Annotated in this window: 8 protein-coding genes; 5 read left to right on the top strand and 3 right to left on the bottom strand. The window is 46.3% G+C overall.

The window, feature by feature from the left end:
• The first annotated feature begins 403 nt into the window (after positions 1-403).
• Complete coding sequence (locus MHH57_RS22585) at positions 404-1,615, top strand: hypothetical protein (RefSeq protein ID WP_029514534.1); 1,212 nt, start codon at positions 404-406, stop codon at positions 1,613-1,615.
• 113 nt (positions 1,616-1,728) lie between these two features.
• Here the strand turns inward: MHH57_RS22585 and MHH57_RS22580 are convergent, their stop codons facing one another.
• The gene (locus tag MHH57_RS22580; RefSeq protein ID WP_029514533.1) at positions 1,729-3,354 is read right to left on the bottom strand and encodes a ferredoxin--nitrite reductase; all 1,626 of its coding nucleotides are present in this window, start codon (positions 3,352-3,354) and stop codon (positions 1,729-1,731) included.
• 359 nt (positions 3,355-3,713) lie between these two features.
• Between MHH57_RS22580 and MHH57_RS22575 the strand changes: the two genes are divergently transcribed.
• From MHH57_RS22575 to MHH57_RS22565, 3 genes are all read left to right on the top strand, one after another.
• Positions 3,714-4,958, top strand: coding sequence for a trypsin-like peptidase domain-containing protein (locus MHH57_RS22575; RefSeq protein ID WP_029514532.1), 1,245 nt, complete (start codon positions 3,714-3,716; stop codon positions 4,956-4,958).
• Positions 4,959-5,007: 49 nt separating this feature from the next.
• Positions 5,008-6,921 (top strand): stalk domain-containing protein, encoded by a 1,914-nt coding sequence (locus MHH57_RS22570; RefSeq protein ID WP_342434544.1) that lies wholly within the window; start codon positions 5,008-5,010, stop codon positions 6,919-6,921.
• A gap of 769 nt (positions 6,922-7,690) precedes the next feature.
• Positions 7,691-10,201 carry a U32 family peptidase gene (locus MHH57_RS22565; RefSeq protein ID WP_029514530.1) on the top strand — a complete coding sequence of 837 codons (2,511 nt, stop codon included), beginning with the start codon at positions 7,691-7,693 and terminating at the stop codon, positions 10,199-10,201.
• A 136-nt stretch (positions 10,202-10,337) separates the two neighbouring features.
• Here MHH57_RS22565 and MHH57_RS22560 read toward each other — a convergent pair whose 3' ends face one another.
• Positions 10,338-10,775 (bottom strand): GtrA family protein, encoded by a 438-nt coding sequence (locus MHH57_RS22560; protein ID WP_257785374.1) that lies wholly within the window; start codon positions 10,773-10,775, stop codon positions 10,338-10,340.
• A gap of 14 nt (positions 10,776-10,789) precedes the next feature.
• Entirely contained in the window at positions 10,790-11,821 is a 1,032-nt protein-coding gene (locus MHH57_RS22555) for a glycosyltransferase family 2 protein (RefSeq protein WP_342434543.1), read from the bottom strand.
• Positions 11,822-12,008: 187 nt separating this feature from the next.
• Between MHH57_RS22555 and galU the strand changes: the two genes are divergently transcribed.
• Positions 12,009-12,890: a UTP--glucose-1-phosphate uridylyltransferase GalU gene (gene galU / locus MHH57_RS22550; RefSeq protein WP_340957024.1), complete on the top strand. Its 882-nt coding sequence runs from the start codon at positions 12,009-12,011 to the stop codon at positions 12,888-12,890.
• The last annotated feature ends 8 nt before the right edge of the window (positions 12,891-12,898 follow it).

Genomic DNA, 12,898 nt, shown 5'->3' with positions numbered 1-12,898 from the left:
ATCGTTTAACGTACGCTTTAAAAGCCCTGCACAGGCAGGAAGGCAGAATACGAACTACTGTATTTATGCCTTCGCCTTGGCAGGGCTTTATTTTTTTTGTAAAAAAAGAAAACTTTTATCAAATTCCTGCGTTAAAGCATGTGACACGTAGTTTACCAAGCGCTGGGATAATAAATCTATACGTATATTCATCGACAGAAAGTCTCTGAGTAGTCTCTAAATTTTGGAGTTTTGGATGTTTAGGTTCGGACTTGAAGAGGTAAATATATAAATCGTCATAGCATCATACAAAGTTCCGTGCCCACGTGACACCATTACAAGTTGAAGCGAAACCGTCTCTAGTTTTATCACATCTAAGGTTCATACAACATCTCTGAGGAAGTCATGAAGGGAGCTGGAACGCTTGAAGGTTAAGCAAAGTAGAGTTTTACGTACACGTGTGTATACATGGGCAGCAGGAGCTGCTTTGGCGGCATGCTTGATGGGATATAGTGCTGCACCGTCCTATGCCTCCGAGGTGTCCGAGGCGTTTGTGCCCAAACAAGCCGAAATCGAAACAAGTGCGGCCATTGGCAGTATTAAGGATTTAGGAAACGCTCACAATTACATTCAACCCACAGCAAATGGTGGGTTTTTAACGCTGAACGTCGAGGACGATACAGAAGCAAGTGTAGTACACGTCACATATGGCAAGCTGGACAGTTCTGTGGAGGCTGTATGGAAACATCAGCAGGATCTGAACGTACAGCCTGGAACAAGCAGCAGGGGAGTCCAGCGGGAGACGTCGGATGGTGGCTTGCTGTTTCTGATTGAATATACAAAACCGAACGGAATACGAGAGTTGCAGGCTTCACGATTGGACGAGGATGGAAACACCTTGTGGTCCAAAACATTACCCACAGATGGCTTGATATCTCATGGGGAGGATTCTCAGGTTGGCTTGGAGCCACTGGAGGATGGCGGTTTCCTGGTCTCCTATCTGAACCTTGCGGAACAGTCCTTCACTGTACTCAAATACACTGAAACTGGCGATATACAATGGAATCGAACGACGGCCGGAGTGACCTCGGGTTGGCTGGTCGGCAGTCACAATGGATATTATGCGCTTTTGAACAGCTCAGATGGTCCCGTGGGGGTACAAGCAGATGTATATGGTCGCGATATCCGTGACATCCATCTGGACTTGGGATCAGGTAAAGAAATTGCCGCAGTACGTGAGTTGCCGAGCGGTCATATTGCTGTAACAGGGCTTAAAGGAAACAGCAAGCGTACACAGGTGCTAAGTAATAGTCTGCAATTATTTAGCAATACAGCGGACTACGGGGCTGACCAGGTGTATCTGCCTGAGGAGCAGCTGTATGTCCAGTTCAGTGATCAATATGATCCACTGGGGAAAACGACGAAGATGCATGGCATCACCATTACAGGCTTGAAAGAAAACGGTACGAAGGTGTGGGAAACGAGGACTCATTATAAGGAGGACAATTCCTTCGGCATCCGGTATGATACGGGATTGATATATAAGATACCTTCAGGCTACGCGGTGGTGACATCTACAACAGGCGCTCATAAACCGACAGTGCTTGATTTTGCAAAAATATTGATACCGGAGTAATCCGGTGTCTTTTTTTTGTGAAAGTGAGGGAGACGATATTGCGGGGCTGTATGGCGATAAGAAACAGCCTGCTTGTATATGGGATACAAGCAGGCTGTTAATAGGCTCTATATTTAGGATGCAACGTGGCTGGACTGTAAAATGGCAGACAGCTTTTCCTGGAAAGTCGGAATACCTACACGCTGTACATATGCGTAAAAGCTTTCGCCAGCGCTCCTGTTTTCTTTGTAGAACAGAATGAGCTCCGCCAGCACAGGTCCAACCTGATCCCCACGTACGCGACCTTTGAGCGCCTTGTTAAACTGGGCGCCTGCCCCAAGCGCTCCGCCGACAGCGATGTCGAACGCGTCGACCAAGCCTTCCGGTGTCTTTATGAGCGAGCCTTGCAGACCGATGTCCGCAATATGCTTTTGACCGCAGGAATTTGGGCAACCGATAAAATGAATGCGCACCTTTTCATCCAATTGTACGTGCTGATCCAAATACTCGGCAACGTCAACCGCCCGTTTTTTGGTTTCCACAATCGCCAGATTGCAAAACTCATTTCCTGTGCACGATACCGTACGACTCATAAAATGCTTGGGTCGTGGTGTCAGGCGTTGCAGCACGGGAGCTTCCAGTAGTTCATCCACTTGCTCATCCGGCACGCCGCTCAGCAAAATATTTTGCGACATCGTGGTACGAATCTGACCATCGCCATAGCGGTCAGCCAGTTCGGCCAGTTCATGCAACTCGTCAGCGCTAAGGCGACCGACAGGCACGTTCAGACCGACATAGTTCAGGCCTTTCTGGGCTTGAGGGTGCACACCGTCAAAATAGGCGGCTTGCCAGCCAATCGTTTTGTCTTCACCTCGTCCGGGCATTTCACCGATGTACTCGGTGAGCTTAGCCAGAAATTTGTCTGGGCCCCAATCGGTAACGAGGAATTTCAAGCGGGCATGGTGCCGCTTTTCCCGATAGCCGTAATCACGGAAAATGGTGGTGACAGCAATAGCAACCTTCAGTACTTCCTCAGGACGAACAAACAAATCCAGAGACTGTGCCATATGCGGCTTGGCGGACAAACCTCCACCAACCATCACATGGAAGCCGATCACTTCTTTTCCGTCGAGGATCTTGGTGGCCGGAGTGAAGGACAGGTCGTTAATTTCAGCCTGTGCATTGTTGTACGTATTACCGGAGATAGACATTTTGTACTTACGCGGCAGATTGGAGAAGTCTCGATTTAATAAGAAAAAACGGTTTACTTCATCTACAATCTCTTGGGTATCCACCAATTCATTGGGATCAATACCAGCCAGCGGATTACCGACAATGGTACGCGGGCAGTCTCCACAGGCTTCGAAGGAATACAAGTTGACTTTTTCCAGTCTTTCAAAAATATCGGGCAAGCTTTCGACTGTCAGCCAGTGGAATTGAATCGCCTGGCGAGTGGTGACGTCCACAAGACCGCGTCCGTATAGCGCGGATATGTCTGCCAGTGCATGTGCTTGTGCTGAAGTCATGATCCCTGTGTTGATGCGGACTCGCATCATGAAATGACCATCCTTGGGCTTTTGCTGATATACCCCAGCCCATTTGAAACGATCCATATCGTCCGCAGAGATCGAGTCATAGCCTTCGTTGGCATAGTTTTCAATAATGGTACGGATAACGTCGAGACCGTCCTTTTCCAGCTTGACTAACTCGAATTTGTTAAGCTTATCGGGATGAGCGTTCCAGATTGGTTCGTAGGCCATTCTTTTAACCTCCTGTAGGTGCTTATTTATACTTTAGTGTTTTGGATAGAGGACTCATGATTTTATTCTTTATTTCCGACAATAAAACTAAGATATAATGTGATGGTATCATAGTTGGTTATGCCCGTAAATGAAGGAATGACCTAAACGGTATAACGATTATTTATCGTTTTTGCTTATTTTTTTGATATAAGGATTTGGAAAATTTATAATATAAATAGCATGAGAGGACAGGGATGCAGCAAACGGCGCCTTTTAGAAAAAGATAGGGCTTAAAGCGATTGTATACGTGTCCCCTCTATGGTAGATTTGGACTAACTGATAGAACAGGGTCATGTAAGAGAGGGAATGGTGAGTATATGCGTAAGATGGGGAAAAGGGCAGTTGTTCTGGCTTTGGGCAGCGCTCTATGTGTTTCTGGTACGGCAGGTGCAGCCAGCAGTGGGACTGCGTTAAAGGCCAAAGTCATTAATGGTGGGGTCTATGTTAACGTAAGCGATATGAATAAGGCATTAGGAACCAGCGGCGCATATAACAGCGCAAATGGTACATATACGTTATCGGCCGGTCGTGTGCCGCAGGTGGTTAAAAATGTATCTCCTTCTGTGGTCGGTATTATTGGCCGTTCAGCCACGGGAGAGACCGTAGCAGGAGGAGATCGATACAACCTGGCTCACGGCACGGGTGTCATCATTCGTACAGATGGATGGATTGTGACGAATGCGCATGTTATCGAAGGATTAGGTGATGCCGTGGTCGTAACCTCGGACGGAAAATCTTACGGAATCACCGACAGCTATAGCGATCCGATCAGTGATTTGGCATTAGTTAAAATCAAGGCAAGCGGCCTCAAACCCGCTACCTTGGCAGCTTCAACGAACAGTCTACAGGTAGGGGAGCAGGTAGTGGCTATTGGTACGCCTATATCCTTTTCACTTCGCAATTCGGCAACCTCAGGTGTGGTTAGCGGGCTGAACCGTGGTGTCAACGCTGCTTATCGTTTGATCCAAAGTGATACCGCGATCAATCCTGGTAACAGCGGCGGTCCGCTGGTCAATCTCAAGGGTGAGGTCATTGGGATCAATACGATGAAATTCTCGGCGGTCGGCATTGAAAATATGGGCTTTTCGATTCCGGCGGATACGGTGAAATATGTCATCGGCCAATTTTTCAAATACGGAGAGGTTCGGCGCGCTAGTCTTGGTCTAGGGCTGGAAGAAAGCTGGTCAGCTATCGTCGGATTACCTACCGAGGATCCTTTGAAAGTTACGAAAATTACTTCAGCCAATGCCGTTCAGGCCAAAATCAAGGAAGGCGATGAGCTGTATAGTATTAACGGTAAGCGTGTAGCTTCCGCTATTGATGTCAATGAACTGCTTAAAAACTATCAACCAGGTCAAACGGTGAGTGTACTTATGCAGTCTGACGGTGATATTGTGAAGCGCAAGCTGGTACTGACACAGGATAATGGTGAAATCTATGAGTCCATTCAGTCTGGAGAAGATAGTGAAGATTCGAACGGTTCGGAAGCCGCTGAAGATGGTGGTGTAGCGCCTTCTAAGGAAGCATCGGAGCCAGCTCAAGGAGCAACTACTGGAAAGTGAACAATAATGCCTCTTGAATCTATAAAATAAAGCTAAAGGGAGATTTACTGTGAAGCATATTCAAAGAAAAATGATGCGTAAGCTGGGGGTCGGCGCTGTCGCATTGTCCCTTCTGCTTTCCGCTTTGCCAGCAGTTGCAGCAGATCATGATAAAACCATGCTGGAATTACGGTTGCAAAGCGGCAGCAATACAGCCATCGTGAACGGTCATAATGCCAATATTACGAAGCCGTATTCCAAAAGTGGTGCACTGATGGTTCCGGCTGGTGTGTTTAAAAAGGCATTTAACAGCAAAATTCGATTAGCTGAAGATAATGTGGTTAAAATCACTAGCGGAACTCATGTTGTATCGCTAACCATTGGTAGCCGTACAGCGTGGGTGAGAGGTCACAAGGTGACACTTCCAGCTCCACCGGAAATGTCATCAGGTATTCTCATGGTGCCTCTGCGTCAAGTAGCAGAAGGGCTTGGCGGTAAGTTGGAGAAGAATGGTGCCGGAATCATTATTCGGATGGAAGCACAAGAAGAGGCAGGCACGGTAGCTGAAGAGACACCGAACATTGATAATGATGAGGGTAAGACACAGATCGGGAACAGTTACTATGACTGGTCTATGAACTATCCAACAGGGCTCGTCATCGGTCAGGGAGGTGGAGATGAGAGTATTTCCACATTTATGGACGAGAACAGTGCGTATTATATGGAAGTGCACACAGCGTCACAGCCGGTTCCACTGAATGCGGACGATCTGCTGCAACAATTGGTGCAGGCAGCCAAGGAAACGGGAGAAACTGTGATCGATCGAAAATCCTTCCCGAAAGCGAAGGTACCTTATGCTCGTGTCATTACGAAGGATGGGGACGGCGTGCTGTGGGAAAATCGTCAGTACTATGACAACGGACGATTGTATGTAGTTTATTTTTCCGATGCTAAAGCAACGAATTATAAAGATCTGGCCCAGTATGCGGGACTTTTAAATTCCTTCAAGACCTCCTTTAATGCGCAGGATAAAAGTATTAAAGACTTGTCTACTGTCGTAGGAGGCACACGCGAGGCCGGGAATCCAGACTACGGTGTGTCACTCAGCATACCCGCAGGCTGGAAAATGGACGATCAACGGATGCAATATGAAAGTAATGATGGATCGAGCTTCCGTGTGAAAGTAACCTCAGCTCCAGCAGATGGAAAATTGGAGAACTGGGGCCAGCAGCTGCAAAAATGGCTGAGCGATTCATTTGTGTCCACGGCTTATGAGGCACAGAAGACGTATCCGCTGGAGGTTGCAGGCGTTCAAGGGTTAGTACAGGAGTACCGCTATAATTTTGGCGATGGATGGGTCAAAGAGTACAATGTGCTGATTCAGCAAAATGGATACCGCTACTTGGCTGAATACGCAGTGCCTGAAAAAGTAAGCAAAGGAAATGATCAGTTCAACGCGCTCATTTCCTCGCTTCAAATCGATTTTCAAACCGTAGCGAGTAACTTTGGACAGTTGGAAGAAGACGACTATTTGACAGACAAAACGAAAACGGTCAAAAAGACGTCAAAAGCCTATGAATATACAGTGAATATCCCACGATATTGGACCGCGATTAGCGATCAATTTGAATTGGGCGATGTAGAGTACCAGTTTACCGGAGGACGCTTTTCCATCAAAATCGACAACGACCAATCATTTGAACTAACGGTATCCCAGCTCAAGGACTTCTACGATAAGCAAGCAAAGAACTACAAAAACCTCAAAGTTGAGGAAGTTAAGGACGTAACATTTGCTGGTGTTCCGGCAGTGTCCTTTACATTCCATCGTATCGAGGAAGGCATTGGCTACACAGGCCACCAATTGGTTTTAGAACGTGACGGAAAAACGTATACCGTGACAACGACATTGAATGATGCGAACAACACGGCTATTCAGTCTAACGCACTGGATTCGACGTTGAATTCGTTTGATTTTGTGAAGTAAGAGGGTGTAGGTAAGAGATTAGCGAGTTATGGTGAGAGCGCTACGCGTGCCATTTGATCCTACGATCGCTGTTGACCCGGGATTCTTGGATTGTATAAGGATTTAATATGTAAGAATCCCGGGTCAAAGGCGAACGCTGACGCTTCTACGGATTCAAATGGCCCGCTTCGCTGGCGCCCGCCAAATACCACCAATCTTTTGATGAGTGAGGTAAGCAGGGAAGAGCAAAGGCAGATATTTACGGTACTTAGATCAGCCAATACGAACCCCTTTTCTCGGATTCATTGTCTGGTACGCTGTTAGCGTCAACGAGGATACCGTATTCTAAAAAGGCTGGTGTAGCTTACTAGCGCGCTAAATTGCCTAGTCTTCATCACTATTTGGCTTCCTGCTCGATAGTACTGATTACTTCGTTGTTCCTCTTGTTTTATAGGATTCTTCACCTCCAAAGTACCGTTTGACGGGAATGGGGGTGTTTTTTATGTTTTAGTAAGAGGATTTTTATGAGGAATCGCTTGGAAAGTGTAGAAGCTTGGGACGCAGTCTGGTACACTAGATTAGTTACAAGATAAGAATAACTATGCCGCAAATGTTCGTGATGCGGATTTTTTGAGTTGATGCCATTTATCCCTCGAGCCAGTGGTTCAGAGTGGGGATGATCGGATAGGATGATAATTCATAGGGCTATAAAATAAGCAGCATCGCTGCTCTGGAAAATAACGTTTAACTCAAGGTTAATCAGTTATTTCTCCATATAGGGAGGACAAAAATGAAATCAGTAGTACGAAGAGAAGATGTTGAGCTTCTGGCACCAGCCGGTGACTGGGATTGTATGCGTGCGGCGGTGGCAAACGGGGCTGATGCGATCTTTTTCGGGGTGGAAAAGTTCAACGCACGGGCACGGGCGAATAATTTCCGCATGGAGGAACTGCCTGAAATTATGGCGTTTTTGCATAGCTATGGGGTTAAAGGTTTTTTAACATTCAATATATTGGTATTTGAAAACGAGTTGGAGGACGCTAAGGAGCTGGTCGATGCCTGTATTGATGCTGGAGTCGATGCTTTAATTGTCCAGGATATGGGCCTGGTGAAAATGATCCGCGACATTTCACCGGATTTTCCGATTCATGGTTCTACCCAAATGACGATTACCTCGCCGGAAGCGGTAGAGTTTACAAAGCCGTACAATATGGAACGGGTCGTGCTTGGACGTGAAAACAACCTGAAACAGATCCAAAAAATAGGCGATCAGGCGAGACTTCCAATGGAGGTATTCGTACATGGAGCATTATGCGTATCTTATTCTGGCCAATGCCTGACTTCAGAAATGTGGGGCGGCCGCTCTGCTAACCGTGGTGAGTGTGCACAGGCATGTCGTTTGCCTTACGATCTGATGGTGGATGGAGAGCAGAAGCCAATGGCAGATGTGACGTATCTGCTGTCACCTAAGGATCTAGCAGCGATTGACCTGATGCCTGAACTGATCGATGCGGGTGTGGTTTCTTTTAAAATTGAAGGTCGACTGAAAACACCTGAATATGTGGCAAATGTGGTCAGCAAGTACCGCAAGGCCATTGATAAGTATTTTGATGGCGATACGTCCAAGACGAGCAAAGAAGATATCCGCGAGCTGCAGCAGAGCTTTTCACGCGGCTTTACGCACGGTTTTCTCGAAGGGACCAATAACAAGAAGCTGGTTGACGGTACGTTCCCGAAAAGCCGGGGGGTGTATCTAGGCCGAGTGGAACAAATCCTTCGTGATGGCGTAGTGTGCCGTATTGATGCACCGCTCAAGCGTGGCGATGGTATTGTATTCGATGCGGGAGATCCCACGCAAAAAGAAGAAGGCGGACGCGTATACGATATCCGTCGCAAGGGCGTGAAGATTGAAGGCGAAGCCGGAGAAGGCTGGATCATTGACATCGTAGCGGGACGCAACGATGTTGATCTGCGCCGTGTACACGTGGGCGATCGCATTTGGAAGACCAACGACCCGGCGCTGGACAAGCGTCTGCGCCAGTCGTACGACACGGACAAGCCGTACCGGGTCTTCCCAGTACATGTGCGGGTCAGCGGCTCCCCAGGACAACCGCTGTCGACATGGTGGACCGACGTGCAGAAAGGCACAACGGTCCGCGTGGACTCCGAGCTGGAACTTGAAATTGCCCAGAAGCGTCCGATGACGCACGAGCTGCTCGAAGAGCAGTTCGGCCGACTGGGCGGAACGGTGTTCCAGCTGGAAGAGCTGGACGTCCATCTGCATGGGGACGTCATCGTGCCGATGCGCGAGCTGAACGGTATCCGCCGTCAGGCGGTGGAACTGCTCGCGGGCGAGCGTCCCAAACCGCCCGTGTACACGAAACGGGCGGTCGAGGTGTATGACGATGCATCGACTCCGGCATCGTCTGTGGCACGCGGTCAGGCAGAGCTGACCGCGTTGTGCCGCAGCCTCCCTCAGGTGGAGGCTGCGCTCGAGGCCGGCGTGGAGTTCATCTACGCCGACTTCGAGTTCATCAAGCAATTCCCGGCAGCCGTAGAGGCAGTGCACGCTGCAGGCCGCCGAATTGCGCTGGCGACCCCGCGTATTCACATGCCGGGTGAAAATGGCTACCACAACAACATCCTGCGCTTGAAGCCGGATGCTGTGTTGGTACGCAATCCAGGGGCACTGTATTTCTACTTGCGACATCGGTTGGAGAACCCGGACGCACATCACCCGCAATTGATTGGTGACTTCTCGCTGAACATAGCCAACCATAAAGCGGCTGATCTGTTCCTGGATTCCGGCTGCGACCTGGTTACGCCTTCGTACGATCTGAACATTCAGCAAATGGTCGATATGCTCAGACGTACACGTACTGATAAGCTGGAGATCGTGATCCAGCAGCATATGCCAATGTTCCATACTGAACATTGCGTATACTGCACCTTTATGAGTGAAGGCACCGACTACACGAACTGTGGACGTCCATGTGAGGACCATCGCGCATCCCTGCGTGATCGAATTGGTATGTCTCATCCGGTCCGTGTGGACGAAGGCTGCCGCAACACGGTGTACAACGCGATTGAGCAATCCGGCGCGGAATATCTGTCCAACTTCCTGGAGCTGGGCGTGTCCCGTTACCGCGTGGAATTTTTGGAGGAGACACCGGAGCAAGTGCATGAGGTTATTGATCTTTATAACCGTGCCCTGCGCGGAGAAATCAGCGGAACACAAGTATGGAAGACGCTGAAAGCAACGAATCAGTTGGGTGTTACACGTGGGCAGCTGGTGAAGTAAAAGGATGCTATAGGTTATCACAGTTATTTATTTTGATATTTGAACGTAGAAAAAGAAAAAATAGGGTATGTGCTTTGAGAGCACATACCCTATTTTTATCAATAAGTCCATTTGAAATACTTTGAATCTAGTATTGTTATACTTTTTGGACTTTCGTTTTTTTGGAAAAAACAATGAATTTTTGCCCGACATAATTAATTAAAGTATAGAAGATATTCCCGATTAGGATGGACAGATTGCCTAAAATTGCATTGTTTTTTATACTCAGACTTGAGATCAGAAAGTGGCTGATTAGATAGCTGAGACAATACGATAGTAAATAGCATATCAATATGATAAAGACAAACTTCCAAATGGTCTGTCCATGGCTTGCATTGTTTTTGAAAGTAAATCTTTTGTTTAAGAAATAGCTTACAGTGGCACCTACAGAATTACCAATAAAGGTCGATAACCAGTAGTTAGTCCCTAAAGTATTAAAGAGCAGGAACATGACGGACATGCCGCATATTGTATTTAGGACACCTACGACAAGAAAACGGAAAAAGCTATTCTGAAATAAAGTCAAATTAGTCACCTGTTCGCATCTGTTTATTGGACAGCCACAGCTTCCCTTTCACTATTTTTCACTTTTTTTGTGTTTTCAGTATCTAGGGTGCTCTGGGAATCTAATAGGGTCTCAATAATATATTTGGGTCTTTGTTTTACCTCTTTATATATTTTACCGATATATTCGCCAATGAGCCCCAGTGCTACAAGTTGCAGACCACCTATAAACCAGATGGACAACATTAGTGAAGACCAGCCCCAAACGGTGGTTCCAAGGAGCTTACTAATAATGGTATACACAGCTATTAATAAGCTTATGCCAAACATTGCGAAACCTACAGCTGAGATAAGCCGGATTGGGGTTATACTAAATGAAGTGATTCCATCGAAAGCAAAAGCTAGCATTTTCTTTAAAGGATATTTGGATTCTCCTGCAAAGCGCTCATGTCGATCGTAATAAACTTCAGTAGACTTATAACCTATTAACGGAACTAGACCACGTAAAAAGAGATTTACCTCTTTAAAGTTGCTTAATTCCTGAAGAACTCTTTTGCTCATTAAACGGTAGTCCGCATGATTGTATACGATATTGACTCCCATTTTACTCATAACACGATAGAAGCCTTGGGCTGTTGAACGTTTGAAGAATGTGTCGGTGGTTCTACTTTTTCGAACCCCATATACGATGTCATAACCTTCTTTGAATTTTATTATAAATTCTCGGATGGCATTGAGATCATCCTGCAGGTCAGCGTCAACGGATATCACACAGTCAGATGTCTCTTTAGCTTCCATTAATCCAGATAATAGGGCGTTTTGATGGCCGGCATTTTTAGCCAATTTGAGACCACTGACAAAAGGATTTTTTAGATTATTTGATGCTATGATGTCCCATGTTTTATCACGGCTACCATCATCAACAAACAACATTTTACTATGTTTAGAAATGAGCTGACTCTCTGCCAACTCCTCAAGAATGACCGTAAGTCTGCTTATAGTTTCAGGCAGTACTTCTTCTTCGTTATAACAGGGAATAACTAACGTTAAAACAGGGTTACTGATTATTGAATCCAAAGAACTCTCTCCTCAAATTTTGGCATATCTGGTACTCAAATTTCTATCTTTTTTAGTTTATAATATGGTTTACTTAAAGTATATAACATTGCAATGACTAAGTGCTATAATAAACTATTAGCAATTTACAAGCGTTACTCAAATTATTGAATAATTTAGTGAGTTTTGTTGAAAAGGAGTTTAACCTATGAAAATCCGTAAAGCGATTATTCCTGCTGCGGGATTAGGGACTCGGTTCCTTCCTGCTACGAAAGCGATGCCTAAAGAGATGCTTCCCATTGTAGACAAACCAACAATTCAATATATTATTGAAGAGGCTGTTGCATCTGGTATAGAGGATATCATTATCGTTACTGGTAAAGGCAAAAGGGCGATTGAGGATCATTTTGACTACTCCTTTGAGCTGGAGCATAATTTGACTGCGAAGGAAAAATGGGATCTGCTCAATGAAGTGCGTAAACCATCGGAGATGGCAGATATCCACTATATTCGTCAAAAGGAACCTAAAGGGTTGGGGCATGCCATCTGGTGTGCACGTAAGTTTATCGGTGACGAACCCTTTGCCGTCCTTTTAGGGGATGACATCGTTGAGTCTGAGAATCCATGCCTCAAACAGATGATTGACGTGTTCGATGAGTATCAGCGTTCTGTTGTAGGTGTAAAACAAGTGGATTGGAACGAGGTACATCGTTACGGCATAGTTGAAGGTCATGCACTTACTTCCAAAATCTCTGAGGCGGAACGATTGGTAGAAAAGCCAAAGAAGGAAGAAGCAACCTCCAACTTGGCGATCATGGGACGTTATATTCTGACGCCTGATATTTTTGATATCCTGGGTCAGCAATCGGCGGGAGTAGGCGGGGAGATTCAGTTGACGGACGCATTGTCCAAACTGGGAGAAAAGAATCCGATCCTGGCCTACGAATTTGACGGCAATCGCCATGACGTTGGCGAGAAATTAGGATTCATTGAAACTACTATTCATTATGCTCTGCAGCATAACGAAATCAAGGATGAAGTACTGGCTTATATGAGACAGGTTATTGAAGAGATTGATCAGCAAAAATAGCCTTACTA

The sequence above is a fragment of the Paenibacillus sp. FSL H7-0442 genome (assembly GCF_038593105.1).
GTDB lineage: Bacteria > Bacillota > Bacilli > Paenibacillales > Paenibacillaceae > Paenibacillus > Paenibacillus polymyxa_D.
The sequence above is the reverse complement of the archived record's forward strand: the minus strand, read 5'-3'. Positions and strand labels throughout refer to the sequence as shown.